Genomic DNA, 26,899 nt, shown 5'->3' with positions numbered 1-26,899 from the left:
CCCATCCATGAAGCCGACCCGTCTGCTGTTGATCTGGCTCGGCGTGCTGCTGGGCCTGAATATATTGCTGGGCGCCGCACAGGCGTTGCAGCTCCCGGTGCCCGACAGCCTGCATTCGGTGGCCTGGGGTCTGCTGCTGGCGCTGTTGTTGCTGGCGCTATTGGACGCGATGCGCCTGCGCCGTCGTCCGTCCGCGCGAGTACAACGGCAGATGCCCGGCAGCCTGGCATTGGGACGCTGGGGCGAAGTACGCCTGACGCTTGAACACGATTACCCACAACCGCTGACGGTGCAGGTGTTCGATCACGTCCCCGACGGCCTGAGCCTGGAACACATGCCGCAGTCGATCGAACTGCGCCCCGGCGAACGCAGCGAACTGGGCTATCGGCTGCGCCCCCTGCGGCGTGGGCACTTCAGTTTCAGTCGCTGCGAGCTGCACCTGCCCAGCCCCTTGGGGTTGTGGTCCGCACGGCGCTTTATTGAGGTCAGCGATGCCACCCGGGTCTATCCGGATTTCGCCCGCCTGTATGGCGCGCAGCTCTTGGGTGTGGATAACTGGCTGAGCCAGTTGGGCGTGCGTCAACGCCAGCGCCGGGGGTTGGGGCTGGAGTTTCATCAACTGCGCGAGTTTCGCGAGGGCGACAGCCTGCGGCAGATCGACTGGAAAGCCACCGCACGCCAACGCACGCCGATCGCCCGGGAATACCAGGACGAACGCGACCAGCAGATCGTGTTCATGCTCGATTGTGGTCGGCGCATGCGCAGCCAGGACGCAGAGCTGTCCCACTTCGATCACGCGCTCAATGCCTGCCTGCTGCTCAGTTATGTTGCCTTGCGCCAGGGCGATGCCGTCGGCCTATGCACCTTTGCCTGCGACCAGCCGCGCTACCTGGCGCCCGTCAAGGGCACCGGGCAGTTGAATCTGTTGCTCAACACCGTCTACGACCTCGACACCACGCGACGCGCGGCCGACTACGAAGCCGCGGCCAACCAGTTGCTGGCTCGGCAGAAACGCCGGGCGCTGGTGATCGTGGTGAGTAACCTGCGAGATGAGGACGATGAGGCACTGCTGACCGCGGTCAAACGCATCAGCCGGCAACACCGGGTACTGGTCGCCAGCCTGCGCGAAGAAGTACTCGACCAACTGCGCCTTTCGCCGGTGCAAACCCTGCCCGAAGCGCTGGCCTACAGCGGCACCGTCGACTACCTCAATCAACGCGACGAACTGCATGACCGCCTGAACGCCCATGGGTTGTCGGTACTGGATACGCGCCCCTCGGAGTTGGGCGCCGCCCTGGTGACACGTTACCTGGGCTGGAAAAAAGCCGGCGTTCTGTGAAAACAGCGCACACCCCGGCTTGGGTCGCTACACCCAAGCCGGGGCGACTGCGCGCTATGTCTAAGCGGACGCCTGTAAGGGGTCAAAGCTGAAATACTGCAGCAAGGCATTGATCAGTTGGCCGTATTCGGCAGGCGCCTCAGCCACGCTGAAACCCGAGTCGTAATGCTGGGGATTGATGTCCTCGTGACTCCATAAACAGGTCGCCGTGAAATCAACTGCCTGGAAATCACCGTCGACCGTGGGAATCTTCAAGCGCAGCTCGAACGCCACGTCGACCATCATCGGCAATTGACTGATCAACATCAGTCCTTCTGCGGATACGTTACCCAAGTAACCAATGGGCTTATCCGTAAGCCGGTTGAACACTTGCAGGAAACAAGACAATTGATGCCGCTCAATTCGTCGGTCGGTAAACATGATGATATCGCCATCCATTGGCCATAACTCTGGCCACGCCAGTGATTCGGAACGGGCCAAACACCCCCGCTCTCCCTGGAGATCGGTGCGACAACAGCTAGCGCTTTGCCACTCTACAGCCTGCCAATCCCAAGTGTTCCATCCGTTTGGACACAAACTTGTACAAACGGACATTCAAAGAATAGCCTAAGACTGGCAACGGGCCAGCTACGCAACGACAAATACCATCACAACGACGCCGGACGTGGCTGCGCAACGCTCGCGCCGGAGTAGTGCCCCAGTTGTTGCAGGGTGTCGAGACGCGCACGGGCCCGGTAGGCGTACTCGCTGGACGGGTACTGGTTGATGATGAACTGATAGGTTTGCACCGCGTCGACGAACAACTTCTGTCGCTCCAGGCACTGCCCGCGCAACATCGAGACCTCCGGCTGCACATAGCGCCGGGTGCGACTTTCCCGGTCGACCTGGGACAATTCCAGGGTCACGCGCTCGCAGTCACCAACCCCATACGCACGGTAGGCGTTGTTCAAATGGTGGTCCATCGACCAGCGGGTACAGCCGACAACACTGACGGCCAGGGCAGCAATGAGCAAAATTCGCATGAGGGTTCTCCTGTCTTGTGCAGTGTATCGACCCCTCGTCAAAAATCTTCAAGGTTGTTCAGCTATTCAACCGGAGCGAAAAGCGAATCGCCGATAAGTAGTGCAAACGAACAATGACTACAACCAAAGAGCATAGTAGCCTTCCTCAGCGCTTGAACTCAGGAGTCTGTGCATGTCCGTCCGTCGTACCAAAATCGTCGCCACCCTTGGCCCGGCCAGTAACTCGCCGGAAGTCCTCGAACAGCTGATTCTGGCTGGTTTGGACGTTGCCCGTCTGAACTTCTCCCACGGCACCCCGGACGAGCACAAGGCTCGCGCCAAGCTGGTGCGTGACCTGGCCGCCAAACACGGTCGCTTCGTCGCATTGCTGGGTGACCTGCAAGGCCCGAAAATCCGCATCGCCAGATTCACCGACAAACGGATCGAGCTGAAGATCGGTGACACGTTCACCTTCTCCACCAGCCACCCGCTGACCGACGGCAACCAGCACGTCGTGGGTATCGACTACCCGGACCTGGTCAAGGATTGCGGCGTCGGCGACGAACTGCTGCTGGACGACGGTCGCGTGGTCATGCGAGTCGACACCGCCAGCGTCACTGAGCTGAACTGCACCGTGATCATCGGCGGCCCGCTGTCGGATCACAAAGGTATCAACCGTCGCGGTGGTGGCCTGACGGCGCCGGCCCTGACTGAAAAAGACAAGGCCGACATCAAGCTCGCCGCCGAAATGGAAGTGGACTACCTCGCGGTGTCCTTCCCACGCGACGCTGCCGACATGGAATACGCGCGCAAACTGCGCGACGAAGCCGGTGGTACTGCCTGGCTGGTGGCGAAGATCGAACGCGCCGAAGCCGTGGCCGATGACGAAACCCTCGACGGCCTGATCAAGGCGTCCGACGCGGTGATGGTTGCCCGTGGCGACCTGGGCGTGGAAATCGGTGATGCCGAGCTGATCGGTATCCAGAAAAAAATCATCCTGCACGCACGCCGCCACAATAAAGCGGTGATCGTGGCGACCCAGATGATGGAGTCGATGATCCAGAACCCGATGCCGACCCGCGCCGAAGTGTCCGACGTGGCCAACGCCGTGCTCGACTACACCGACGCCGTGATGCTCTCGGCTGAAAGTGCCGCTGGCCCGTACCCGCTGGAAGCCGTCCAGGCCATGGCGCGTATCTGCATCGGTGCCGAAAAGCACCCGACCAGCAAGACCTCCAGCCACCGCATCGGCAAAGTGTTCGAAAGCTGCGACCAGAGCATCGCCCTGGCCGCCATGTACACCGCCAACCACTTCCCTGGCGTCAAAGCGATCATCGCCCTGACCGAAAGTGGCTACACGCCGTTGATCATGTCGCGTATCCGTTCCTCGGTACCGATCTACGCGTTCTCCCCGCACCGCGAAACCCAGGCCCGCGCGGCGTTGTTCCGTGGTGTCTACACCGTACCGTTCGACCCGGCGTCGTTGCCGCCTGAGCAAGTCAGCCAGGCGGCCATCGACGAACTGCTCAAGCGTGGCGTGGTGGAGAAAGGCGACTGGGTCATCCTGACCAAGGGCGACAGCTACCACACCATCGGCGGCACCAACGGCATGAAGATCCTGCACGTTGGCGACCCAATGGTCTGAGTAATCTGCTGAAAAAACAAAGCCCCGCCCTGTGAATGGCGGGGCTTTTTGCTTTGCGGCTCACAGTGATGGGCTTGCCTGTGGAAACGTCATCAGCACCCGCTGATCGACCTGGACAGGAACACATCAGCCAACAGTTGATTGCGCGGCAGCCCTGCCAGGAACAGGCGCTTGGAGAACGCCTCGACGCTGGCCGGATGCCCGCAGAGCAAGGCCAGTGTTTGCCGGGAAACCAGCCGCAGTTGCGCCAAGGCCGGGGTCAACTGCGCCGCCGTCCACAGCTCCACCGTCAGGTTCGGATGGCGCTCGGCCAGCGCTGCCAGGGGCTCGGCCAAGTAGTGACCGCTGGCATCGTGGGCCAGGTGAATCACGCGGATCGCGCCTTGGTGGTCCTGGCGCAACGCCTCACGCAACACGCCCCACAACGGGCCCAGGCCGGTGCCGGACGCCAACAGCCACAGTGGCCGGGTTTGCCAGTCGGGGTCGTACTGCAAAGCGCCGCCGCGCAGTTCGCCCAGGCGCAGACGGTCACCGACGCGCAACTGTCGAGCGGCATCGCTGAACGCGCCGGGCTGACGGCAGTCGAGATGAAACTCCAGGAACGGATCTTCCTCGGGCAGGCTGGCCAAGGAATACGGGCGCGCCACCGGCCCCGCCCACAACACCAGATGCTGCCCGGCCCGGTAGCGCAGGCCGCGCTCCGGTTGCAGGCGCAGGCGCAGCACATGCGTGCTCAACCACTCCACGCCGACCACCGCGGCCGGCACGCCGTCACGGCTCGGGTCAAACGCTTCGACGTGCAGGTCCGCCACCACCCGGCACTGGCAGGCCAGGCGCCAGCCGTTCTCGCGTTGCGCCGGGCTGAGGGCGTCGGGCTGCTGATCCTCGACCTCGCCCCGGCAACGCACCAGGCACGCATGGCAACTGCCGGCGCGGCAACTGTAGGGCACGGCAACGCCGGCCTGGTTCAGGGCATCCAACAGGTTGCTGCCGGTGGAGACCGACCAGTGGCGTTCGCCGACGTACAGTTCAGGCATACAAGGTCTCGGATCAAAAAAGCCTACACAGGGAATCACGCCCGGCAGAGTTTGACCATAGTCGGGTGTATCGGCCACCGTGCCGGGTTATACTGCCGCGCCTTTTTAGCGTCGCGCCAGCATCACTCGGCGTGCCTTGGAAAGGTGGTTTCAGCCGACCGATACACCCCACTGAAGCCACCTTTATTGAATGTTCCCTTATAGAGGAGCGCGACTCATGACCGTGATCAAGCAAGACGACCTGATTCAGAGCGTTGCCGACGCCCTGCAATTCATTTCCTACTACCACCCCGTTGACTTCATCCAGGCAATGCACGAAGCCTACCTGCGCGAAGAATCGCCGGCAGCCCGTGACTCCATCGCCCAGATCCTGATCAACTCGCGCATGTGTGCCACCGGCCACCGCCCGATCTGCCAGGACACCGGTATCGTCACCGTGTTCGTGCGCGTAGGCATGGACGTGCGCTGGGACGGCGCCACCATGGGCCTGGACGACATGATCAACGAGGGCGTGCGTCGCGCCTACAACCTGCCGGAAAACGTCCTGCGTGCTTCGATCCTCGCCGACCCGGCGGGCGCGCGTAAAAACACCAAGGACAACACCCCGGCGGTGATCCACTACTCCATCGTCCCGGGTAACACCGTGGAAGTGGACGTGGCCGCCAAGGGCGGTGGTTCCGAGAACAAGTCGAAAATGGCCATGCTCAACCCGTCCGACTCGATCGTCGACTGGGTGCTCAAGACCGTTCCGACCATGGGCGCCGGCTGGTGCCCACCGGGCATGCTCGGCATCGGCATCGGCGGCACCGCCGAGAAAGCCGCCGTGATGGCCAAGGAAGTGTTGATGGAATCCATCGACATCCACGAGCTGAAAAAGCGTGGCCCTTCCAACCGTATCGAAGAGATGCGCCTGGAGCTGTTCGAGAAGGTCAACCAACTGGGCATCGGCGCCCAGGGCCTGGGTGGCCTGACCACCGTGCTCGACGTGAAGATCATGGATTACCCGACCCACGCCGCCTCCCTGCCGGTGTGCATGATCCCCAACTGCGCCGCCACCCGTCACGCGCACTTCGTGCTCGACGGTTCGGGCCCGGCATCGCTGGAAGCGCCACCGCTGGACGCCTACCCGGAAATCGTCTGGGAAGCCGGCCCGTCGGCCCGTCGCGTCAACCTCGACACGCTGACCCCGGAAGACGTGCAGAGCTGGAAGCCGGGCGAAACCGTGTTGCTCAACGGCAAGATGCTGACCGGTCGCGACGCGGCGCACAAGCGCATGGTCGAGATGCTGAACAGGGGCGAAACCCTGCCGGTGGACCTCAAGGGTCGCTTCATCTACTACGTCGGCCCGGTTGATCCGGTGCGCGACGAAGTGGTTGGCCCCGCCGGCCCGACCACCGCGACGCGGATGGACAAGTTCACCCGTCAGATCCTCGAACAGACCGGCCTGCTGGGCATGATCGGCAAATCCGAGCGCGGCCCGACCGCCATCGAAGCGATCAAGGACTACAAGGCCGTGTACCTGATGGCCGTAGGCGGTGCTGCTTACCTGGTGGCGCAAGCCATCAAGAAGTCGCGCGTGGTGGCTTTCGCCGAACTGGGCATGGAAGCGATCTACGAGTTCGAAGTGAAAGACATGCCGGTCACCGTTGCGGTGGACAGCAAAGGCGAATCCGTCCACATCACCGGTCCTGCCATCTGGCAGAAAAAGATCAGTGAAAGCCTGGCGGTAGAAGTGCAGTAAGCGCTTCTTCGCACCGATAAAGGCGACTGCGGCTACACAGCCCAGTCGCCTTTTTTATCGCGCATGCTATGGTGCTCCCCCCTAATTGCAGCTGTTCATCTCCGTATGATCGCGATCCCTCGCCCCCTGCGCCTGACCTTCTACTCCCTGTTGATCATCGCCGGTGCGGTGCTGGCCGCTGCCTTGGCCACCCGCCACGCTGAACACCAGGCCCTGGTGGACGATGCCGCCCGTGCCAATCAGCAATTAGCGCTGTACGCCAACTCGCTGCACACCCTGATCGAACGCTACCGCGCCCTGCCCGCCGTGCTGGCACTGGATTCGGAAATGATCAGCGCGTTGAAAGGCCCGCTGGATGCCGCGACTCAGGACCTGCTCAACCGTAAACTGGAACGTATCAACGGCGCCGCGCAGTCCTCCACATTGGAACTGATGGACCGCACCGGCCTGGCCGTGGCCGCGAGCAACTGGAAGCTGCCGAGCAGTTACGTCGGGCACAATTATGCGTTCCGGCCATATTTCAGGCAGACCCTGAGCCAGGGCACCGGGCGCTTTTATGCGGTCGGGGTGACCACCGGCGTGCCGGGGTATTTCCTATCCAGCGCGGTGCTCGATGAACACGAGCAGTTCCTCGGCGCGATGGTGGTCAAACTGGAGTTCCCCGAACTCGAGCGCGAATGGGCCCAGGGCAACGACCTGCTGCTGGTCAGCGATGCGCGCGGCATTGTGTTTATTGCCAACCAGCCGGGCTGGCGTTATCGCAACCTGCGCCCGCTGTCGGCCAGCGACCTCGCCGAACTCACGGCCACCCGCCAGTACGACAAGAAACAGCTGCAATCGCTGGAGACCCAGACCCTGCAGCGTTTCGACGAAAACAGCCACCTGATGCGCGTCAACGGCCCCGACGGCAACGCCCGGTACCTCTGGGAATCCCTGCCGCTGAAGGGCGAAGGCTGGACCTTGCACCTGCTGCGCAAACCCCAGCTCGCCTTCGAAGACCAACGCAACGCCGGCCTCGCCGCCGCCGGTTCGTGGCTGGCGCTGGTGTTCCTGGTGCTGTTCCTGACCCAGCGCTGGCGCCTGGCCCGCATGCGCCAGCGCAGCCGCGAAGAGCTCGAACAGCTTGTCGAGGAGCGCACCCAGGCCCTGCGCACGGCCCAGGATGGTTTGGTGCAATCGGCCAAGCTGGCGGCGCTGGGGCAGATGTCTGCCGCCCTCGCCCATGAAATCAACCAGCCGCTGACCGCGCAGCGCATGCAATTGGCGACCCTGCGCCTGCTGCTCGACCATGGCCGCGTGGAAGATGCCTACAAGGCGCTCACACCACTGGACGACATGCTCACCCGCATGGCCGCGCTGACCGGCCACCTCAAGACCTTCGCCCGCAAAAGCCCCAGCGGCCTGCGCGAGCGCCTGGACCTGGCCAGTGTGGTCGACCAGGCCCTGCAACTGCTCGACGCACGCCTGCGCGATGAAGGCATCGGCACCGTGCTGGACCTGACCCGCCCCGCCTGGGTCCGTGGCGACGCGATCCGCCTGGAACAAGTACTGATCAACCTGTTGCGCAATGCCCTCGACGCCATGGCCAACAAGCCGCGCAAACGCCTGGAAGTCCGCCTGCACGCCGATGAGCAACTGTGGCAACTGACCGTCAGCGACAGCGGCGGCGGCATCGCCGAAGAACACCTGAACAGCGTGTTCGACCCGTTCTTCACCACCAAGCCCGTGGGTGATGGACTCGGCTTGGGGCTGGCGGTGTCCTACGCTATCGTGCATGAACTGGGTGGACGCCTGTGCGTCGCTAACCGTGGCGACGGCGCGGTGTTTACCCTGACCCTGCCTATCGCGCTGGAGACGCCGGAGCTATGTTGAATGCGGTGATTGTGGTCGATGACGAAGCCAGCATTCGCACAGCCGTTGAGCAATGGTTGAGCCTGTCGGGATTTGACGTGCAATTGTTCAGTCGCGCCGAGGCCTGCCTGGCGCAACTGCCCAAGGACTTTCCCGGGGTGGTGTTGAGCGACGTGCGTATGCCCGGCCTCAGCGGCCTGGAACTGCTGGCCGAAGTGCGGCGGCGCGACGCCGACTTACCGGTGATCCTGCTGACCGGCCATGGCGATGTGCCGATGGCCGTCGAGGCGATGCGCGACGGGGCCTACGACTTCCTGGAAAAACCCTTCAGCCCCGAAGCCCTGCTCAACAGCCTGCGTCGCGCCCTCGATAAACGTGGGCTGATCCTGGAAAACCGCCGCCTGCATCAACAAGCCGATCATCGGACACAACTGGAAAACAGCCTGCTGGGCGTGTCCCGCAGCATGCAGAACCTGCGCCGCCAGGTGCTCGACCTGGCGACGCTACCGGTCAATGTGCTGATCCGCGGCGAGACCGGCAGCGGCAAGGAACTGGTCGCCCGCTGCCTGCACGACTTCGGCCCGCGGGCGAAGAAAGCCTTTGTCGCGCTCAATTGCGCGGCAATCCCCGAGCAGCTGTTTGAAGCCGAGCTGTTCGGCCACGAGAGCGGCGCGTTTACGGGGGCTCAGGGTAAGCGTATCGGCAAGCTGGAATACGCCCACGGCGGCACGCTGTTTCTGGATGAAATCGAAAGCATGCCCCTGGCCCAGCAAGTCAAATTGCTGCGGGTGTTGCAGGAGCAGAAGTTAGAGCGCCTGGGCTCCAATCAGAGCATCCACGTCGATCTGCGCATCATCGCTGCGACCAAACCGGACCTGTTGGAAGAAGCCCGCGCCGGACGTTTTCGCGAAGACCTGGCCTATCGGCTGAACGTCGCACAACTGCGCCTGCCGCCCCTGCGCGAGCGCCGTGAAGATATACCGCTGCTGTTCGATCACTTTGCGCAAAGCGCCGCCGAACGCCTGGGCCGCACCGTTGAACCGCTGAGTGGCGCGCAACTGGGGCGCCTGCTCAGCCATGACTGGCCGGGCAACGTGCGCGAACTGGCCAACGTCGCCGAACGCCAGGTGCTGGGGCTGGGCGAACCGGAGCCCGAAGGCATCGAGGCCGGGCAATCATTGGCGGCGCAACAGGAAGCCTTCGAGGCCCACTGCCTGAAAGCCGCACTGACCCGACACAAAGGCGATATCAAGGCGGTACTGGCCGAGCTGCAACTGCCCCGGCGCACCTTCAACGAGAAAATGCAGCGGCATGGGTTGGTGCGCGAGATGTTTCTCTAGGGCGTTCTTTGTGGTGTTTTCAAAGACGCCATCGCAGGCACGTCATAAGCGGATTTCCGCTCACCCACCCCAGAACCATCGGCGGCTTTCCGCTCAAAAAAAGCTGCAAACCCTTCTAGATCGGACCTTCCCCCACCTGGCACAGCTCCTGCTATAGCCCCAGTCAGGCTGTGCTCAGGCACGCTCCATAAAAACAACTATCTGAAGGTTCCTTCAATGGATAACTCCAATACTTTGCCTCTGGGGTCGGCGGCTGCGCCGGCGAAAGAACGCACCACCACCAGCCGCATCAAATCGATCTTCAGCGGATCGGTCGGCAACATGGTCGAGTGGTACGACTGGTACGTCTACGCGGCGTTCTCGCTGTACTTCGCCAAAGCCTTCTTCCCGAAAGGCGACACCACCGCCCAACTGCTCAACACCGCTGCGATCTTCGCCGTGGGCTTCCTGATGCGCCCGATCGGCGGCTGGCTGATGGGCCTGTATGCCGACCGTGCCGGTCGCAAGGCCGCGTTGATGGCCTCGGTGCTGCTGATGTGCTTCGGCTCGCTGATCATCGCCCTGAGCCCGGGTTATGAAACCATCGGCGTCGGCGCACCGATCCTGCTGGTGTTCGCCCGTCTGCTGCAAGGCTTGTCGGTGGGTGGCGAATACGGCACCTCGGCCACTTACCTGAGTGAAATGGCGACCAAGGAGCGTCGCGGTTTCTTCTCCAGCTTCCAGTACGTGACCCTGATCTCCGGCCAGCTCATAGCCCTGGCGGTGCTGATCGTGCTGCAACAAGTGCTCACCACCGAGCAACTATACGATTGGGGCTGGCGTATCCCGTTCGCCATCGGCGCCCTGTGTGCAGTGGTCGCGCTGTACCTGCGTCGCGGCATGGAAGAAACCGAGTCGTTCACCAAGAAGGAAAAAGCCAAGGAAAGCGCAATGCGTACCTTGATGCGCCACCCCAAGGAACTGATGACCGTGGTCGGCCTGACCATGGGCGGCACCTTGGCCTTCTACACCTACACCACCTACATGCAGAAGTACCTGGTGAACACCGTCGGCATGAGCATTTCCGACTCCACCACCATCTCGGCGGCGACGCTGTTTCTGTTCATGTGCCTGCAACCCCTGGTCGGCGCGCTGTCGGACAAAGTCGGCCGCCGTCCGATCCTGATCGCCTTCGGCATCCTCGGCACGCTGTTCACCGTGCCGATCCTGACCACCTTGCACACCATCCAGACCTGGTGGGGCGCGTTCTTCCTGATCATGGCGGCGCTGATCATCGTCAGCGGCTACACCTCGATCAACGCGGTGGTGAAGGCTGAGCTGTTCCCCACCGAAATCCGCGCGCTGGGCGTGGGCCTGCCGTATGCGCTGACCGTATCGATCTTCGGCGGCACCGCTGAATACATCGCGCTGTGGTTCAAGAGCATCGGCATGGAAACCGGCTACTACTGGTACGTGACCGCATGTATCGCGGTGTCGTTGGTGGTCTACGTGACCATGAAAGACACCCGCAAGCACTCGCGGATCACCACGAACTAACCGCTGAACGCAGTCACGAATGTGGGAGGGGGCTTGCTCCCGATCGCGGTGTATCAGTCAACTTGTCTCAAGCTGACCCACCGCCATCGGGGGCAAGCCCCCTCTCACATGTGGAATCAGGACAACTCTGCCACTTCGCGCCGCACATAGCGCCGCTGCGCATACGACGCCCCGATAATCATCACCACCAGCACCGCCGCCAACACCGCCGACGAACCGATGGTGCCGAAGTCCAGCCCGCCCTTGGCATGGGGCTTGGTCAGGAAGTCGCCCAGGGTCGCACCAAACGGCCGGGTCAACACGAACGCCACCCAGAACAGCAACACCGACGAGATCCGTGTGAAGTACTTGAGCGCCACCACCACTGCGATGGTCGAGCCGATCAACAAGGCGCCACCAGCGAAGCCGAGCCCGGAATCGTCGGCAAGGAAGTCGCCGAGGGCGGTGCCCAAGGTGTTGGAGAACAGGATCGCCATCCAGTAGAACAACTCGCCGCGAAAGGTCTGCACCTTGTTCACGTTCAGCGAATCACCGCTGAGGTGCCACAACGCGAAGATGATCATCAGGATCACGATCAGGATCATCGACCCCGTGGCGTAGCCCAGGCCGAGGCTGCGGTCCATGAAGTCGGACATGGTGGTGCCGGCGGTGCTGGTGGACAGGATCACGATCCAGTACAGCACCGGGTTGTAGGCTTTCGACCAGAGTTGCGTCACCAGGGTGACCAGGAACACGCTGATCAGGATCATCGAGCTGATGGCGTAACCGACGTTAAGGGTCATCGACAGCAAATCCCCGGCGGTTTCGCCCAGGGTGGTTGCGCAGATTTTCATGACCCAGAACGCCAGGGTGATCTGAGGAAGTTTGTTCATGCAGTGGAAGGCTCCGAAGCTCAATCTATCAATGGGCCGACTTATAGGGGGTGTCGACCGCGCGCGCAGACTGAACGGGACGCTGTGAAAAATAGGTGGGCGCTGAATGAAAATTCCATAGGGTCGATGGAAATTCGCCGCCATGGCTTGCACTATGACGGCCTCCCAGAGAAGCGCAGCAGGAACCCCAGCCATGTCTGACGACAGCTACTACTACGAACCCGCCAAGGGCCACGGCCTGCCCCATGACCCGTTCAACGCCATCGTCGGCCCGCGACCGATCGGTTGGATTTCGTCCCACGACAGTGAGGGCCACCTGAACCTGGCGCCCTACAGTTTCTTCAATGCGTTCAACTACATTCCGCCGATCATCGGGTTTTCCAGTGTCGGGCGCAAAGACAGCCTGAACAACATCGAACAGACCGGCGAGTTTGTGTGGAACCTGGCCACCCGTCCGTTGGCCGAGCAGATGAACCAGAGCTGTGCCGCCGTGCCGCCGCAGGTGAATGAGTTCGAGTTGTCCGGCCTGACGCCGGTGGCCTCGAAGATCGTCGGCGTGCCACGGGTGGGCGAGAGCCCGGTGGCGTTCGAGTGCAAGGTCACGCAGATCATTCAGTTGCAGCGTGCCGACCATGTGCTGGTACCCAGCTGGCTGGTGCTGGGCGAGGTGGTCGCGGTGCATATTGCCAAGTGGCTGCTCAAGGATGGGATCTACGACACCGCCGCCGCCGAGCCGATCCTGCGTGGCGGCGGCCCGGCGGATTACTTCCAACTGGGCCCCGAGGCGCTGTTCAAAATGTATCGCCCAGGCGTCACCCAAGCCTGACTGCAATGCAATAAAAAATGTGGGAGGGGGGCTTGCCCCCGATAGCAGTGTTTCAGCTACAGATAGGCTGACTGACACACCTCCATCGGGGGCAAGCCCCCTCCCACATTAGATCAGCGGCGTGCGTTAGTTTGTGGCAGTCGCCCAGGTCAACTGACCTTCTGCGTCGACGTCGGTCAACAACTCAAGGTGCAGCGTCGCCGCATCATCGGCATCGGATGCCGTCTTGAACTTCTGTCCATCCAGGATCTTGTGAAACTGCGGTGCGCCCATGCCATCGAGTGCCTTGACGGCGACGGCGGCGCTGTAGCCCCCTTCGCCCGGTACTACGGCGGAAACGGCTTCGTGGTGGGCAAATTGTTTACGTGCCATGTTGCAGGTCCTGGCCAATGGAAAGTCGGCCATTCTAAACCCTAACCGGCGAGTTGCAGGTACTCGCCGTAAGCACTGGCGGCGGATGCATCGGTGAAGGTCTGGAAATCCATGCTGCGAACGACTGCGTCGTTCAACAGCTCGGTGAAGATCATCAGGGCTGGCGAGTTGAAGTAGGCACTCATCGCCTGCTCGCTGCTCCAGAGGCCCGAGACCAGCCAGACATCGGGGTCGACCTGGGAATGCTGCAACGAAAATTGCAGGCAACCCTGAGCCTGACGGCCCGGTTCGATCAAACTGCTCAAACGAGCACCGAGTTCGGTGCTGCAGCCGCTACGGGCGCGGATAAAGGCCATATGGCTCGCGGGAATGGGGGTGGACATGTTCGACTCTCCCGTTGAGAAGTGATGCTCGGCAAACACTGTGAGGGTGTGTTGCCACAGGATCAAAGATAACGGCGCGGGTCGAGGCGCGGTTAGTCGATTCCTGCCGGCTTATTGCACAATCCTGCGAAAAGCGTAGACAGGACGATTGCCCGCCGGTTTTATTCCACCGGCAAACGCCTTGTTTCAGGGACGTGACAACCGCCGCGCTTGCCTGATTCACGCAGCTTCGCAGGATCAGGCAAGGATCGAGCAGAATCGACATAACACGGTTTGCACCGCCACCGCTAAGCTGAGCCCATCAAAGAAGCCTGCAGAGGACGCCCTATGTCGTCGCCCGAACCTAAGCCCGTGCCCCTCGATGCCGAGATGGAAAAACAGCGCGCCGAACTGGCCAGCATCGTGCGTCGGCATACCTGGGAAGACGGCTCCTACGGTACGGCGATCACGTCACTGTTCCTGAACCGCCACAACACCCCGCGCGACTTCAGCCCGGTGCTGGTGGAGCCCGCCTTGTGCATCCTGGCCAATGGCCGCAAGGAAGTGCGCCTGGCCGATGAAATATTCGCCTATGACCCGCTCAATTACCTGGTGTTTTCGGTGTCGATGCCCGTGGCCGGGCGGATCATCGATGCCACCGCGCAAGACCCGAACCTGTCGATCCGCATCAACATCGACCCGGCGCAGCTCACCGCCCTGATCGCAGAAGCCGGACCGATGGGCGTGCCATCGCGCCCGACTGCGCGTGGGATGTACGTCGACCGCCTCGACAACCAACTGCTCGACGCCGTACTGCGCTTGACGCGCTTGCTCGATTCGCCCAAAGACATTGCGATGCTGGCGCCGTTGATCAGCCGTGAAATTCTCTACCGCTTGTTACGTGGGCCGCAGGGCTATCGGCTGTATGAAATTGCCGTAGCCAACAGTCAGAGTCATCGGGTCAGCCAGGCGATCAAATGGCTCAATGGCAACTACGAACAACCGCTGCGCATCGATGACCTGGCCAGGGAAGTGAACCTGAGCGTCTCGACCTTGCACCACCGCTTCAAGGCCATCACCGCGATGAGCCCGCTGCAATACCAGAAGCAGTTGCGCTTGCAGGAGGCGCGGCGGCTGATGCTTGCCGAAGGTCTGGAAGCCTCCGCGGCGGGGTATCGGGTGGGGTATGAAAGCCCGTCGCAGTTCAGCCGCGAATACAGCCGGCTGTTTGGTGCGCCGCCGCTGCGGGATTTGGCCAGGTTGCGTCAGAGCGTGTGATTCAGCGCCCCTCCCACATTTGATCGGCGGCGCTGCTTAGTCGAGGGTGCGGGGCAGTTGCAAGGTGACCCGCAAACCACCCTCGCGCAAATTCTGCAAACTCACTTCGCCGCCATGGCTGTGCGCTATGTTGCGCGCGATGCCCAGGCCCAGGCCGTAGCCCTGCTGCTGGCCGGCGAGGCGAAAATGCGGTTCGAAGACTTGCTCCAGGCGCTGTTCCGGCACGCCGGGGCCTTCGTCGTCGACGTGCAGGATGAACTCCGCGCCATCGTCCTCGATATGCAAATGGGCGTTCTGCCCGTACTTCAATGCGTTGTCGATCAGGTTGCCGATGCAGCGCTTGAGCGCCAGCGGCTTGCCCGGGTACGGTGCCAACGCGCGCCCATGCTGGGTCACGCGGCCGTTGCCGTTGGGCGCCAGGTACGGTTCCACCAGGCAGTCGAGCACATGGTTGAGGTCCACCGGCTCGATGTTTTCGTGGATGTCGGTGTCTTTCACGCATTGCAGCGCGCCTTTGACCAGCAACTCCAACTCGTCCAGGTCGCGGCCGAATTTGGTTTGCAGGTTTTCATCTTCAAGCAATTCAACCCGCAGGCGCAGGCGTGTGATCGGTGTGCGCAAGTCGTGGGAAATTGCACTGAACAACTGGCTGCGCTCGGTGAGGTAACGGCTGATGCGCTCGCGCATGGCATTGAAGGCGCGCCCCACTTCGACCACTTCACTGCCGCCGCCTTCGGCCACCGGCTCCACGTCGGCGCCCAGCGACATGTCCCGCGCCGCCCGCGCCAGGCGCTTGAGCGGCCGGCTCTGCCAGTGGACCAACAGGCCGATGAACAGCAGCAAAAAGCCGCTGGTCAGCACGATAAACCACACTTGCTGCGACGGCAGGCCTTGTTCTTCGAGGCTGGTGTACGGCTCGGGCAACAGCGAGGCGATGTACAGCCATTCGCCGGGGGCGAGTTGGATCTGGGTGACCAGCACGGGCGGGTTCACCGGTTCCAGGGTCAGCGCGTAATGCGCCCAGGAGCGTGGCAGCTCATCGAGTTTCAACCCGGCATTGAAGATGCGCAGGTCTTCGGCGCTGACGAATTCCACCGAGATATGCACATCGGCGCCCAAGGTCTGGCGCAACACTTCATCGACCGCCTTGAGCACCGCTTGCTTGCGCGGGGTCTGCGGCAAGATCGCCATGTCCAGCGGGCGGTCGTTGAGCGTCACCACAAACCGTGTGCCGCCCATGCTGCGCAATTGGTCGAGGACCAACGGGCGATAAGCCACCGGCAACGAACGGAAATAGCTCACGCTGGCCGTCATCGAATGCGCCAGGCTGCGGGCGCTGGTGACCAGGCCTTCGAGCTGGGTGGCGCGCAATTGCGAGACCCAGATCACGCTGGACAGCGCCTGGGCGAACAGCACCGCGAGCAGCGTCAGCAGGAGCATGCGCCCGAGCAGCGAGCGCGGCACCGGGAAGCGGCGGCGACGTTCGCTCAGGTGTTCAGTGGACACTGCCGGCAACCACGCTGGCTGCCAGTTGATAACCGCTGCCGCGCACGGTGCGGATCAGCCTCGGCGGTTTTTCCGTATCGCGCAGACGTTGGCGCAGGCGGCTGACGGCCATGTCGACGATCCGGTCGAGCGGCATCAGGTCGCGGCCACGGGTGGCGTTGCCGATGGTGTCGCGGTCGAGGATCTGTTGCGGGTGATCGAGAAACAGCTTGAGCAGGGCAAAGTCGGCCCCGGAGAGGATCACCTCTTCACCGTCGACGTGAAACAGTCGGTGGCTGATCGTGTCCAGGCGCCATTCATCGAACGCCAACACGTCGCCATTGCCGCCGCGCTCCTGGCCGAACTGGCAGCGGCGCAACAGTGCCTTGATCCGCGCCTGCAACTCGCGGGGGCTGAAAGGCTTGCCGATGTAGTCGTCGGCGCCCAGCTCCAGGCCGATCACACGGTCGGCTTCGTCGGAACTGGCGGTGAGCATGATGATCGGCACCTGCGCCTGGCGCGGGTGCTGGCGAATCCAGCGACACAGGCTGAAGCCGTCTTCGTCCGGCAACATCACATCGAGGATGACCAGGTCGCACGGCGCCTCGTCCATCGCCTGGCGGAACCCCGCACCGTCCGGCACGCCACGCACCTGGAAACCGGCGCGACTGAGGTAGGTTTGCAGCAATTCGCGGATTTCCTGGTCGTCGTCGACGAGGAGAATCGATTTACTGATTACGCTCACGGGGTCCTCCTTGTTGTTATGGCCATGCTGTAGGAGCGAGCTTGCTCGCGAAAATCCTGAGGCTGCCGCGTATCACCTGATGCGCTTCGTTATCGTCAACGTTCTTCGCGAGCAAGCTCGCTCCTACATGGCAAATGCCTGTTCAAGCGCCACACCCGCCCCGGTCAACCCGGAATACGGCGCCGTCACCAGCCATACCGGAATGCCCTTGAAGTAGTCGCTCATGCAGCCTTTGTCACTGAAGCTCTTGGCAAAATCGCTGTGGATAAAGAAGTCGGCAAACCGCGGGATCACCCCGCCGACGATATACACACCGCCCCGTGCGCCGGTGGTCAGGACGTTGTTACCGGCTACGCGGCCCAGCCAGATACTGAACTGGTTCAACACTTCCATCGCCACCGGGTCGCCGGCCAGGCCTGCCGCCGTGATCGCTTCCGGCGTATCCAGCACCGGCGAGTGACCATCCACCGCACAGATCGCCCGATACACCCGTGGCAAACCTGCACCACTCAAGGCGCTTTCGGCGCTGACATGGCCGATCTCATTGTAAATGTGCTGCCACAGCTGGGCTTCCCGCGGGCTGCTCAGGGGCAGGTCGACATGGCCGCCCTCCCCCGGCAACGCGGCCCAACGGCCGCCGCCCAGGTCGAGCAAGGTGCCGACGCCCAGGCCGGTGCCCGGACCGATCACCACCGCCGGGCGCAACGGTTCCGGCGTGCCAGGGCAGACCACGCAGAATTCGTCGGGCTTCAAGCGGGTCATGCCCAGGGCCATGGCCGAGAAGTCATTGACCAGCAGCAGTTCATCCACCTGCAAGGTGTTGCAAAACGCAGTCTTACTCAGGCGCCAGTGGTTGTTGGTGAATTTAAATTCATCGCCGCTCACCGGCCCGGCCACCGACAGGCACACCGCGCCGATGTCGCCGATCGCCAGGCCTTCTTCCTTGAGGTAGACCTTGATCGCGTCCTCAGGGCTTTTATGATCCGCGGTGGCCTGCACCCGGATCGAATGCAGTGCCTGATCCCGCCACAACGCAAACCGGGCGTTGGTACCGCCAATATCACCGACCAGCGCAAGCTTCACTTAAGCGTCTCCAAGGCACAGGTAAAGGCGCTGGCGCCTTGCTCTGCGGAGCTTGCGGCCAAGCGCATAAATGCAAACAGCTCGCGACCGGCCCCCACGTTATTGCCCAACAGGCCCGTGGCAGGTGTGCGCGCTGCAAATTCTTCGGCGTCCACCTTAAGCTCCAAGGTGCCTTTGACGCCATCCACACGAATGATATCGCCATCGCGCACCCGTGCCAGCGGCCCGCCGCTCTGGGCTTCGGGGTTGACATGGATCGCGGCGGGGATCTTACCCGACGCGCCGGACATGCGCCCGTCCGTTACCAGCGCCACTTTGAAGCCACGGTCCTGCAACACGCCGAGGAACGGCGTCATCTTGTGCAATTCGGGCATGCCGTTGGAGCGCGGCCCCTGGAAGCGCATCACCGCGACAAAGTCTTTTTCCAACTGACCGGCCTTGAACGCATCGGCCAGATCTTGCTGGTCCTGGAACACCACCGCTGGGGCTTCGACGACCTGGTGCTCGGGGGCCACGGCGGAGACTTTCATCACGCCACGGCCGAGGTTGCCTTGCATCACGCGCAAGCCACCTTCGGGCGAGAACGCACGGGCCACCGGGCGCAGGATGGCTTCGTCGAGGCTTTCGATCGGGCCGTCGCGCCAGATCAGTTCGCCGTCGACCAGGAACGGTTCCTGGATGTAGCGGCTCAGGCCTTTGCCGGCCACGGTGTTGACGTCTTCGTGAAGCAGGCCGGCTTCGAGCAGTTCGCGGATCAGGAACGACATGCCGCCCGCCGCCTGGAAGTGGTTGATGTCGGCTTTGCCGTTTGGATAGACGTGGGACAGGGTCGGCACCACCTCGGAGAGGTCGGCCATGTCTTGCCAGGTCAGGATGATCCCCGCCGACATGGCGATGGCCGGCATGTGCAGGGTGTGGTTGGTGGAACCGCCGGTAGCGTTGAGCGCAACGATGGCGTTGACGATGGATTTTTCGTCGACGATCTCGCCGATCGGCGTGAAGTTGCCGTTGGCCTTGGTCAGGCGCGTGACCTGATGCGCGGCTTCGCGGGTCAGCGCGTCACGCAGCGGCGTGTACGGGTTGACGAACGAGGCGCCGGGCAAATGCAGGCCCATCACTTCCATCAGCAACTGGTTGGTATTGGCGGTGCCATAGAAGGTGCAGGTGCCGGGGCTGTGGTAGGACTTCATCTCCGACTCCAGCAGCTCTTCGCGGCTGGCCTTGCCTTCGGCGTAGCGCTGGCGCACGTCGGCCTTCTGCTTGTTGGAGATGCCCGACGGCATTGGCCCGCCAGGAACGAAGATCATCGGCAGATGGCCGTAGCGCAGGGCGCCCATCATCAGGCCGGGGACGATCTTGTCGCAGATGCCCAACATCAGCGCAGCGTCGAACATGTTGTGGGACAGCGCTACCGCCGTGGACATGGCGATGACTTCACGGCTGAGCAGGCTCAGCTCCATGCCCGGCTCGCCTTGGGTCACGCCGTCGCACATGGCGGGCGTGCCGCCGGCGAACTGGCCGACCGAGCCGACTTCGCGCAGGGCTTTTTTGATCTGGTCCGGGAAATGTTCATACGGCTGGTGCGCCGAGAGCATGTCGTTATATGACGAAACAATTGCCACGTTGGCGGCATTCATCATACGCAGACTATTTTTATCTTCGGTGCCGCAACCGGCCACGCCGTGGGCAAAGTTGGCGCATTGCAGCTTGCCGCGCATCGGGCCGTCGCTGGCGGCGCCGCGAATGAGCGCAAGGTAAGCCTCACGGGTTGCACGACTGCGGGCGATAAGCCGATCGGTGACCTCAAGAACGCGGGGATGCATGTGTAGAACTCCAGGCTAACGGATGTGGCGACCTGAGTGTCTATGCTGATCAAACGCCCGCGGCACATGGGATGGCAGAGAGTCGTTTGGATCATCGGACCAGTTGATTCAGGTCACTCGTTGTAGATTGAACAAAATATTGCCACTAAAAAGGCTTGTTTTCTATTTTTATGCGAATAATCTTGTAATTCTTACAACAAATCGACGACAGGCACTCTTCAATGACTCTTCGAATCGCAATCAATGGTTTTGGCCGTATCGGCCGCAATGTCCTGCGCGCACTGTATACCCAAGGCTATCGCCAGGATTTGCAGATCGTCGCGATCAATGACTTGGGCGACAGCTCGATCAATGCCCACCTGCTCAAGTACGACACCGTCCACGGTACTTTCGATGCAGAGGTCGCGCACGATCAGGAAAGCCTGACCGTCAATGGTGACCGGATCGCCGTCAGTGCCATTCGCAACCCGGCCGAGCTGCCCTGGGCTGCGCACAATATCGACGTGGTGTTCGAATGCACCGGCCTGTTCACCGACCGGGCCAAGGCTGCTGCCCATATTAGCGCCGGCGCGCGCAAGGTGATCATCTCTGCCCCGGCCAAAGGCGCGGATGCCACCGTGGTCTACGGGGTAAATCATGACATTTTGCGTCAATCCCACCAGATCATCTCCAACGCTTCCTGCACCACCAACTGCCTGGCACCCGTGGCCCAGGTGCTGCACCGCGAGCTGGGCATCGAAAGCGGCCTGATGACCACCATCCATGCCTACACCAACGACCAGAACCTGACCGACGTCTACCACACCGACCCCTACCGCGCGCGCTCGGCCACCCAGAACATGATCCCGAGCAAGACCGGCGCCGCCGAAGCGGTCGGCCTGGTGCTGCCGGAACTGGCGGGCAAGCTGACCGGCATGGCCGTGCGGGTGCCGGTGATCAACGTATCGCTGGTGGACCTGACCGTGCAGTTGAAGAAAGACGCTACCGCCGAGGAAGTCAACGCGCTGCTCAAGGAAGCCAGCCAGCACTCGAAGATCCTCGGCTACAACACCCTGCCGCTGGTTTCCAGTGACTTCAACCACAACCCGCTGTCGTCGATCTTCGACGCCAACCACACCAAGTCCAGCGGCAAACTGCTGAAAGTGCTGGCCTGGTACGACAACGAGTGGGGCTTCTCCAACCGCATGCTGGACAACTGCCTGGCGCTCTGCAACGCCGAATAATCTTTTGTGGGAGGGGCGGTTCGACTTGCTCCCGATGGCGGCGTATCAGTCATGCATGTGTTGACTGACATTCCGTAATCGGGAGCAAGCCGCTCCCACATTTGATCGGTAGAGGCCCAGAGAAACAGCCACTTGCCATTTGTGCTGATGATACGCATTATCATTAACTACAAATCGGTCCGGTATCGCTGTGAGCCAATCTCGCTTCAACCAAGTATTTCTCACCCAACGGGTGATTCTGCTACGCACCTTGCAGCGGATGGTGAACAACCACAGCACCGCCGAGGACCTGTTGCAGGAAACCTACCTGCGCGTGACCCGGGCCCTGGGCGAGCGGCCGATCGATCACCTCGAACCCTTCGTCTACCAGACCGCGCGCAACCTCGCGCTGGATCACTTGCGTTCCCGCAGGATACAGGCGCGCACACTGCAGGAAGATGTCCCGCTGGACGTCCTGCAAAGCGTCGCCGCCCCCATCAGCACGCCCGAAGACGCGACCCAGGCCGAGCAACTGCTTGAGCACCTGAGCATCAGCCTCGGCCAATTGAGTGCCCGCCAGCAACGGATTTTCATCCTCAGCCGCCTGCACGGTTGCAGTTACCAGGAGATTGCCGATCAATTGGAAGTGTCCTTGAGCACGGTGCAAAAGGAACTGAAATTGATCATGGCCATCTGTGTAGGTGTGGCCGAACGGCTGGATCAGCCTTAAGCTTCACCCGACAGAAATGTCGACCCAGGCTGTAGGAAAGATAAATAGAACGTGGCGAAGACCCGAGGCACACCGTGACCGACCCGAATAAACTGCGCCCCCATGCGCTGGCTCATGAGGTGTTGCAAGACCCGGCGATGGACCAGGCCCTCGACTGGCTGATCGCCCTGCAGTGCCCGCAACCCGGGCAGCAGGCCGCGTTCGAAGCCTGGCTGGCCGGCGACCCGGCACGCGTCCGTGCCTTCGGCAAAGCCCAGGCCGCCTGGGGCGGGGCGCCCGTCCACAGCGCCGCCGTCGCGCTGGCCGCACCGCGCAAACCCGGGGCCTGGCGCCGTATCAAACCGCATTGGAAACCACTGGCCACCGCCGCCGTGTTGATGCTCGGGCTGTTCAGCTTCAGCAACCTGCCGGTACGCCTGCAAGCTGACCACCTCACCGTGGTGGGTGAGCGCCAGCGCCTGCAATTGGATGAGGGCTCGAACGTCCTGCTGAACACCGATTCGGCGTTCTCCAGCACCACCCGGGATCACCAGCGCATCGCCCGCCTCTACCAAGGCGAAGCGTTTTTCGAGGTAACGCCCAACCGCGGCCTGCCCCTGGAAGTCGACGCCGGCCCGGTGCGCGCCAGCGTGCGCGACACCGCGTTCGCCGTGCGCTACCTCAACGGCGAAGCGCAGGTGCAGGTGCAGCGCGGCGACGTCGACCTGAGCAACACCTTCGACGATGCCCGCGTGCGCCTGAGCGCCGGGCAAAGCATCCGTATCGGTCCCAACGGCTTCGGTCAACCCGCCAGGCTCGACGCCAACAAGGACCTGGCCTGGGTCCAGGGCCGGCTGATCTTCGAAAACCGCCCGATGAGCGAAGTGCTCGCCGAATTGCGTCGCTACTACCCCGGCTGGATCGTCAACACCAACGACCAACTCGCCAGCGTCGCCGTCACCGGCAACTACCGCCTCGACCAACCGTTGGACGTAGTGCGTTCCCTGGCCCACATCACCTCGGCCAAGCTCTCTGAATACCCGGCATTGGTGATCCTGAACTAAATGAGAATTATTTTTACTCGATAGACCTCGGCTGTACGTCTCGTCTTAGCCAATGCAACTGATTCCTATTTGAACCAGTGCGCAACTATAAGACTCGTACTTCCGGAGCGCTCTCGATGTCCTCTCGTTTCAATCGCCGGTCTTCTTCACCCGTGCTGTCCTTGCTGACCGCCGCCCTCCTGCTGGCCGGTACCCCGCTGACGGCCGCCGCCGCCGAACCGACCGCCCGCAGCCACGGCAACTACAGCTTCAGCATCGAACAGCAGCCACTGGTTTCGGCACTCAATGCCTTCACCGCCGTGACCGGCTGGCAAGTCGGCCTGCCGGCGGAGCTGGGCCAGGGCGTGTCGTCCCCTGGCGTGCGCGGTGCGCTGTCGCCGGAAAAAGCCCTGGAGCGCTTGTTGGTGGGGACCAACCTGGGCTACCGCAAACTCGGCAACAGCAACATCGTCCTGGAAAAGCGCGCTGCCGGCGGTGTCCTCAACCTGCAACAGGTGACCATCAGCGCCACCCGTAACGAGCAGGACGTCAACAGCGTACCGAACACCGTCAGCGTGCATGATCGCCAAACGCTGGACCGCCAGAACGTCAACACGATCCGCGAGCTGGTGCGTTACGAGCCCGGCGTCTCGGTCGGTGGCGCCGGCACCCGTGCCGGCAATGCGGGCTACAACATTCGCGGTATCGACGGCGACCGCATCCTCACCCAGGTCGATGGCGTGGAAGTGCCGGACAACTTCTTCAACGGCCCCTACGCCAAGACCCGTCGCAACTACGTCGACCCGGAAATCGTCAAGCGCGTGGAAATCCTGCGCGGCCCGGCGTCGGCCCTGTACGGCAGCAGCGCCATCGGCGGCGCGGTGAGCTATTTCACCCTCGACCCGGACGACATCATCAAGCCCGGCCAGGACGTCGGCGCCCGCCTCAAGACCGGCTACAGCTCCGCCGACGAGAGCTGGCTGACCTCCGCCACCGTCGCCGGTCGCGTACAGGACGTCGACGGTTTGCTGCACCTGAGCCAGCGCAACGGCCATGAAACCGAAGCCTACGACGGCAACAATGCCACCGGCCTGGCCCGCACCGGCGCCAACCCCGAGGAGGCGCGCACCACCAACGTGTTGGCCAAACTGGGCTGGAACTATGGCGATGACAACCGTCTGGGCCTGACTTACGAGAAGTACAAGGACGATCGCGACGTCAACCTGAAGAATGCCGTGGGTGGCCCGTTCGTCGGTGGTCAAGGTTTCAATCTCTACCGTGATCGCCGGGGCAACGACACCATCACCCGCGAACGTTTCGGCCTGGAAAACACCTTTGCCTTCGACTCGCCCGTGACCGATCGCATCAAGACCAGCCTCAATTACCAGATCGCCAAGACCGACCAGAGCACCGCAGAAATCTACCAGGCCGGCCGTCGGGTATTGCGCACCCGCGACACGCTTTATGAAGAAAAACAGTGGGTATTCGATGCCCAGCTGGACAAGGCATTCAGCGTCGGCGAAACCGATCACCAAGTGACCTACGGCACCACGCTCAAGCAGCAGAAAGTCACCGGCTCCCGCGAGGGCGCGGCCACTTGCCTTGCCGTCGGCGCCGGTTGCACAGCCATTGGCGCGCCCAGCCCAACGGCCAGCGACAGCGTGAAGAAGGCCAGCGACTTCCCCGACCCGACCATCAACACCTATTCGTTGTTTGCCCAGGACCAGATTGCCTGGGACAAATGGACCTTCCTGCCCAGCCTGCGTTATGACTACACCCAGCTCAAACCCAAGCTGACTCAAGCGTTCCTCAGTACCGTCAACCCGACCGGCCAATACCCGGTGAGCGACAAGGAAAAAACCTGGCACCGTGTCACCCCCAAGTTTGGCCTGACGTATGCCCTGACCGATCACTACACCCTGTTTGGCCAATACGCCGAAGGCTTCCGCACCCCCTCGGCCAAGGCGCTGTACGGACGCTTTGAAAACCTGAACCTGGGCTACACCGTCGAGCCCAACCCCGACCTCAAGCCGGAAACCAGCAAAGGCATCGAAACCGGGATTCGCGGCAAGTTCGCCGCAGGCTCCTTCGACATCGCGGTGTTTTACAACAAGTACCGCGACTTTATCGACGAAGACAACGCGGTCGTCGGCGGCACCGTCGAACAGTTCCAGGCCGTCAATATCAAGCGCGCAACCATCAAGGGCGCGGAAGCCAAGGGCCGCTTGAACCTCGACGCCTTCGGGGCGCCTCAGGGCCTGTATACCCAGGGGTCGATTGCCTACGCCTACGGGCGCAACGACGACAGCGGCGAGCCACTGAACAGCGTCAACCCACTCAAAGGCGTATTCGGCCTGGGTTACGAACAGGACAACTACGGTGGCCTGCTGAGCTGGACCCTGGTGAAGAAACAAGACCGTGTCGACAGCAAGACCTTCTTCGCGCCCGACGGCGACAGCGCCAACGGCCCGTTCAAGACCCCAGGCTTCGGCATCCTCGACCTGACCGGCTTCTATAAAGTCACCCACGACGTGACCCTCAACGCCGGCCTCTACAACCTGACCGACAAGAAGTACTGGAACTGGGATGACGTGCGCAGCTACGACAGCGTCGGCGAAGCCGGTGTCACCGGCCCGGCCAACCTCGACCGCCTGACGCAGCCCGGTCGCAACTTTGCGATCAATGTGATCTGGGACATCTGATCAATCCGCCTCGCCTCGCCGGAATCAATCACCGGCGAGGTGAGGATTTTTTACTGTGCCGCGTCTTCTTGTTCGTCTAGTTACTAACCGCCCAGCCATGCCTCAGGGCAACACGGCGCTCCCTTCACAAGGACTTTGTCATGACCGCTTCGCCTTCCGCAGAACGCCCAAGCCTGCGCTCCCAGCGCCTGAACCAGATCACCAGCGAGCCGCACACCCGGCTCGATGCGCTGGTCAAGGCGCACGCGCCGTTTGAAACCCGGCCCAACTTCGCGCGCTTCGTGGTGGCGCAGTACCTGTTCCAATCGGAACTGGTGGCGCTGTACAACGATGCCGCGCTGATCAAGATCGTCCCCGACCTGGCCGAGCGCTGCCGCGCCGACGCCGCCAGACTGGACCTGGCCGACCTGGACACTGACGTGCCGGCCGCCGTCCCCGGCGCCGTGCAGAACCCGAGCCAAGCCGAAGCCCTGGGCTGGTTGTTCGTCTCCGAAGGCTCCAAGCTGGGCGCGGCGTTCCTGATCAAGCGCGCCGTGGCCCTGGGCCTGAGCGAAACCTTCGGCGCCCGCCACCTCGGCGAGCCGGCCGGCGGCCGCGCCGACGGCTGGAAGCGCTTCACCCGCACCCTCGACGGCCTGGAATTCAGCGCCGAAGAAGAAGCCGATGTGGAAAAAGGTGCGCTCAATGCGTTTATGCGCTTCACGGTGTTGCTCGAACAGGCATACGCTACCGCCCCTGAACTGGCCTGATATTCGATTGAAATGCGTATTCGGTGGGAAGGGCGGTGCGACGATTCGACTTGCTCCCGATAGGGATGGGTCAGCCATGAAAGTGGTGGCTGACACGCCCCCCCACACTTGGATCTCATGCCAAGCTGAATAATTGTTTTCCCCGACTTGCACACACC

The 26,899-nt window shown here is 62.3% G+C and carries 23 protein-coding genes; 13 read left to right on the top strand and 10 right to left on the bottom strand.

The annotated features are described in order from the left end of the window. Positions 1 to 7: 7 nt before the first annotated feature. Entirely contained in the window at positions 8 to 1,339 is a 1,332-nt protein-coding gene (locus ACP7E3_RS11340; RefSeq protein WP_057004539.1) for a DUF58 domain-containing protein, read from the top strand. Positions 1,340 to 1,399: 60 nt separating this feature from the next. Here the strand turns inward: ACP7E3_RS11340 and ACP7E3_RS11335 are convergent, their stop codons facing one another. Together ACP7E3_RS11335 and ACP7E3_RS11330 are read right to left on the bottom strand one after the other, a co-directional pair. Further along, complete coding sequence (locus tag ACP7E3_RS11335; protein WP_046385190.1) at positions 1,400 to 1,759, bottom strand: PilZ domain-containing protein; 360 nt, start codon at positions 1,757 to 1,759, stop codon at positions 1,400 to 1,402. Positions 1,760 to 1,986: 227 nt separating this feature from the next. Then, on the bottom strand, positions 1,987 to 2,361 hold the full coding sequence (locus tag ACP7E3_RS11330) for a tetratricopeptide repeat protein (protein ID WP_017139782.1): 375 nt from the start codon (positions 2,359 to 2,361) through the stop codon (positions 1,987 to 1,989). 172 nt (positions 2,362 to 2,533) lie between these two features. Here ACP7E3_RS11330 and pyk point away from each other — a divergent pair, with 172 nt between their 5' ends. Then, positions 2,534 to 3,985 carry a pyruvate kinase gene (gene pyk / locus ACP7E3_RS11325; RefSeq protein WP_079444600.1) on the top strand — a complete coding sequence of 484 codons (1,452 nt, stop codon included), beginning with the start codon at positions 2,534 to 2,536 and terminating at the stop codon, positions 3,983 to 3,985. Between the two features lie 92 nt (positions 3,986 to 4,077). Here the strand turns inward: pyk and ACP7E3_RS11320 are convergent, their stop codons facing one another. Further along, positions 4,078 to 5,022: an iron-sulfur-binding ferredoxin reductase gene (locus ACP7E3_RS11320; RefSeq protein WP_169881535.1), complete on the bottom strand. Its 945-nt coding sequence runs from the start codon at positions 5,020 to 5,022 to the stop codon at positions 4,078 to 4,080. Between the two features lie 217 nt (positions 5,023 to 5,239). On the opposite strand from ACP7E3_RS11320, the gene ACP7E3_RS11315 reads away from it, so the two are divergent. The 4 genes from ACP7E3_RS11315 to ACP7E3_RS11300 all read left to right on the top strand — a co-directional run bounded on the left by ACP7E3_RS11315 (position 5,240) and on the right by ACP7E3_RS11300 (position 11,490). Continuing rightward, positions 5,240 to 6,763, top strand: coding sequence for a fumarate hydratase (locus tag ACP7E3_RS11315; RefSeq protein WP_017846082.1), 1,524 nt, complete (start codon positions 5,240 to 5,242; stop codon positions 6,761 to 6,763). Between the two features lie 105 nt (positions 6,764 to 6,868). Continuing rightward, positions 6,869 to 8,635 carry an ATP-binding protein gene (locus tag ACP7E3_RS11310; protein ID WP_426123139.1) on the top strand — a complete coding sequence of 589 codons (1,767 nt, stop codon included), beginning with the start codon at positions 6,869 to 6,871 and terminating at the stop codon, positions 8,633 to 8,635. Next, positions 8,629 to 9,954 carry a sigma-54-dependent transcriptional regulator gene (locus tag ACP7E3_RS11305; protein WP_193039586.1) on the top strand — a complete coding sequence of 442 codons (1,326 nt, stop codon included), beginning with the start codon at positions 8,629 to 8,631 and terminating at the stop codon, positions 9,952 to 9,954. The genes ACP7E3_RS11310 and ACP7E3_RS11305 overlap by 7 nt, the downstream gene beginning before the upstream one ends. Before the next feature lie 216 nt (positions 9,955 to 10,170). Beyond that, a complete protein-coding gene (locus ACP7E3_RS11300) occupies positions 10,171 to 11,490 on the top strand; it encodes an MFS transporter (protein ID WP_046382234.1) in 1,320 nt (439 codons plus the stop codon). Between the two features lie 116 nt (positions 11,491 to 11,606). Here the strand turns inward: ACP7E3_RS11300 and ACP7E3_RS11295 are convergent, their stop codons facing one another. Continuing rightward, positions 11,607 to 12,362 carry a COG4705 family protein gene (locus tag ACP7E3_RS11295; RefSeq protein WP_057004542.1) on the bottom strand — a complete coding sequence of 252 codons (756 nt, stop codon included), beginning with the start codon at positions 12,360 to 12,362 and terminating at the stop codon, positions 11,607 to 11,609. A gap of 193 nt (positions 12,363 to 12,555) precedes the next feature. On the opposite strand from ACP7E3_RS11295, the gene ACP7E3_RS11290 reads away from it, so the two are divergent. After that, entirely contained in the window at positions 12,556 to 13,188 is a 633-nt protein-coding gene (locus ACP7E3_RS11290; protein ID WP_046382233.1) for a flavin reductase family protein, read from the top strand. Positions 13,189 to 13,314: 126 nt separating this feature from the next. Here the strand turns inward: ACP7E3_RS11290 and ACP7E3_RS11285 are convergent, their stop codons facing one another. Both ACP7E3_RS11285 and ACP7E3_RS11280 read right to left on the bottom strand, forming a co-directional pair. Further along, positions 13,315 to 13,560 carry a hypothetical protein gene (locus ACP7E3_RS11285; RefSeq protein WP_017846087.1) on the bottom strand — a complete coding sequence of 82 codons (246 nt, stop codon included), beginning with the start codon at positions 13,558 to 13,560 and terminating at the stop codon, positions 13,315 to 13,317. Between the two features lie 41 nt (positions 13,561 to 13,601). Then, complete coding sequence (locus ACP7E3_RS11280) at positions 13,602 to 13,943, bottom strand: antibiotic biosynthesis monooxygenase family protein (protein WP_046382232.1); 342 nt, start codon at positions 13,941 to 13,943, stop codon at positions 13,602 to 13,604. Positions 13,944 to 14,270: 327 nt separating this feature from the next. On the opposite strand from ACP7E3_RS11280, the gene ACP7E3_RS11275 reads away from it, so the two are divergent. Then, positions 14,271 to 15,200: an AraC family transcriptional regulator gene (locus ACP7E3_RS11275; protein WP_046382231.1), complete on the top strand. Its 930-nt coding sequence runs from the start codon at positions 14,271 to 14,273 to the stop codon at positions 15,198 to 15,200. 36 nt (positions 15,201 to 15,236) lie between these two features. On the opposite strand, the gene ACP7E3_RS11270 is transcribed toward ACP7E3_RS11275, so the two are convergent. The 4 genes from ACP7E3_RS11270 to edd form a co-directional block, all read right to left on the bottom strand. Beyond that, positions 15,237 to 16,664 (bottom strand): ATP-binding protein, encoded by a 1,428-nt coding sequence (locus ACP7E3_RS11270; RefSeq protein ID WP_162231530.1) that lies wholly within the window; start codon positions 16,662 to 16,664, stop codon positions 15,237 to 15,239. A 31-nt stretch (positions 16,665 to 16,695) separates the two neighbouring features. Then, complete coding sequence (locus tag ACP7E3_RS11265; protein ID WP_046382230.1) at positions 16,696 to 17,430, bottom strand: response regulator; 735 nt, start codon at positions 17,428 to 17,430, stop codon at positions 16,696 to 16,698. 123 nt (positions 17,431 to 17,553) lie between these two features. Further along, positions 17,554 to 18,513 carry a glucokinase gene (locus tag ACP7E3_RS11260; RefSeq protein WP_108524491.1) on the bottom strand — a complete coding sequence of 320 codons (960 nt, stop codon included), beginning with the start codon at positions 18,511 to 18,513 and terminating at the stop codon, positions 17,554 to 17,556. Continuing rightward, positions 18,510 to 20,336, bottom strand: a complete 1,827-nt coding sequence (gene edd, locus ACP7E3_RS11255; RefSeq protein WP_046382228.1) for a phosphogluconate dehydratase — start codon at positions 20,334 to 20,336, stop codon at positions 18,510 to 18,512. The genes ACP7E3_RS11260 and edd overlap by 4 nt, the downstream gene beginning before the upstream one ends. A 221-nt stretch (positions 20,337 to 20,557) precedes the next feature. On the opposite strand from edd, the gene gap reads away from it, so the two are divergent. The 5 genes from gap (at position 20,558) to ACP7E3_RS11230 (ending at position 26,741) form a co-directional block, all read left to right on the top strand. Beyond that, positions 20,558 to 21,559, top strand: a complete 1,002-nt coding sequence (gene gap, locus ACP7E3_RS11250; RefSeq protein WP_057004545.1) for a type I glyceraldehyde-3-phosphate dehydrogenase — start codon at positions 20,558 to 20,560, stop codon at positions 21,557 to 21,559. 190 nt (positions 21,560 to 21,749) lie between these two features. Next, positions 21,750 to 22,268 carry an RNA polymerase sigma factor gene (locus tag ACP7E3_RS11245; RefSeq protein WP_017846095.1) on the top strand — a complete coding sequence of 173 codons (519 nt, stop codon included), beginning with the start codon at positions 21,750 to 21,752 and terminating at the stop codon, positions 22,266 to 22,268. Positions 22,269 to 22,342: 74 nt separating this feature from the next. Beyond that, complete coding sequence (locus ACP7E3_RS11240; RefSeq protein WP_426123133.1) at positions 22,343 to 23,311, top strand: FecR family protein; 969 nt, start codon at positions 22,343 to 22,345, stop codon at positions 23,309 to 23,311. A gap of 116 nt (positions 23,312 to 23,427) precedes the next feature. After that, positions 23,428 to 25,992: a TonB-dependent receptor gene (locus ACP7E3_RS11235; RefSeq protein WP_301556558.1), complete on the top strand. Its 2,565-nt coding sequence runs from the start codon at positions 23,428 to 23,430 to the stop codon at positions 25,990 to 25,992. A 140-nt stretch (positions 25,993 to 26,132) separates the two neighbouring features. Continuing rightward, complete coding sequence (locus ACP7E3_RS11230; RefSeq protein WP_017846098.1) at positions 26,133 to 26,741, top strand: biliverdin-producing heme oxygenase; 609 nt, start codon at positions 26,133 to 26,135, stop codon at positions 26,739 to 26,741. The last annotated feature ends 158 nt before the right edge of the window (positions 26,742 to 26,899 follow it).

Source organism: Pseudomonas sp. PSPC2-3, from assembly GCF_049898265.1.
Lineage (GTDB): Bacteria > Pseudomonadota > Gammaproteobacteria > Pseudomonadales > Pseudomonadaceae > Aquipseudomonas > Aquipseudomonas veronii.
The sequence above is the reverse complement of the archived record's forward strand: the minus strand, read 5'-3'. Positions and strand labels throughout refer to the sequence as shown.

Excerpts from the sequence above, each read along its gene's own strand:
- ACP7E3_RS11230 (WP_017846098.1), top strand. The coding sequence starts at position 26,133 with ATGACCGCTTCGCCTTCCGCAGAACGCCCAAGCCTGCGCTCCCAGCGC.
- ACP7E3_RS11330 (WP_017139782.1), bottom strand. The coding sequence starts at position 2,361 with ATGCGAATTTTGCTCATTGCTGCCCTGGCCGTCAGTGTTGTCGGCTGT.
- ACP7E3_RS11285 (WP_017846087.1), bottom strand. The coding sequence starts at position 13,560 with ATGGCACGTAAACAATTTGCCCACCACGAAGCCGTTTCCGCCGTAGTA.
- ACP7E3_RS11275 (WP_046382231.1), top strand. The coding sequence starts at position 14,271 with ATGTCGTCGCCCGAACCTAAGCCCGTGCCCCTCGATGCCGAGATGGAA.
- ACP7E3_RS11315 (WP_017846082.1), top strand. The coding sequence starts at position 5,240 with ATGACCGTGATCAAGCAAGACGACCTGATTCAGAGCGTTGCCGACGCC.
- ACP7E3_RS11235 (WP_301556558.1), top strand. The coding sequence starts at position 23,428 with ATGTCCTCTCGTTTCAATCGCCGGTCTTCTTCACCCGTGCTGTCCTTG.
- ACP7E3_RS11310 (WP_426123139.1), top strand. The coding sequence starts at position 6,869 with ATGATCGCGATCCCTCGCCCCCTGCGCCTGACCTTCTACTCCCTGTTG.
- ACP7E3_RS11295 (WP_057004542.1), bottom strand. The coding sequence starts at position 12,362 with ATGAACAAACTTCCTCAGATCACCCTGGCGTTCTGGGTCATGAAAATC.
- ACP7E3_RS11320 (WP_169881535.1), bottom strand. The coding sequence starts at position 5,022 with ATGCCTGAACTGTACGTCGGCGAACGCCACTGGTCGGTCTCCACCGGC.
- edd (WP_046382228.1), bottom strand. The coding sequence starts at position 20,336 with ATGCATCCCCGCGTTCTTGAGGTCACCGATCGGCTTATCGCCCGCAGT.
- pyk (WP_079444600.1), top strand. The coding sequence starts at position 2,534 with ATGTCCGTCCGTCGTACCAAAATCGTCGCCACCCTTGGCCCGGCCAGT.
- ACP7E3_RS11290 (WP_046382233.1), top strand. The coding sequence starts at position 12,556 with ATGTCTGACGACAGCTACTACTACGAACCCGCCAAGGGCCACGGCCTG.
- gap (WP_057004545.1), top strand. The coding sequence starts at position 20,558 with ATGACTCTTCGAATCGCAATCAATGGTTTTGGCCGTATCGGCCGCAAT.
- ACP7E3_RS11340 (WP_057004539.1), top strand. The coding sequence starts at position 8 with ATGAAGCCGACCCGTCTGCTGTTGATCTGGCTCGGCGTGCTGCTGGGC.
- ACP7E3_RS11300 (WP_046382234.1), top strand. The coding sequence starts at position 10,171 with ATGGATAACTCCAATACTTTGCCTCTGGGGTCGGCGGCTGCGCCGGCG.
- ACP7E3_RS11280 (WP_046382232.1), bottom strand. The coding sequence starts at position 13,943 with ATGTCCACCCCCATTCCCGCGAGCCATATGGCCTTTATCCGCGCCCGT.
- ACP7E3_RS11335 (WP_046385190.1), bottom strand. The coding sequence starts at position 1,759 with ATGTTTACCGACCGACGAATTGAGCGGCATCAATTGTCTTGTTTCCTG.
- ACP7E3_RS11305 (WP_193039586.1), top strand. The coding sequence starts at position 8,629 with ATGTTGAATGCGGTGATTGTGGTCGATGACGAAGCCAGCATTCGCACA.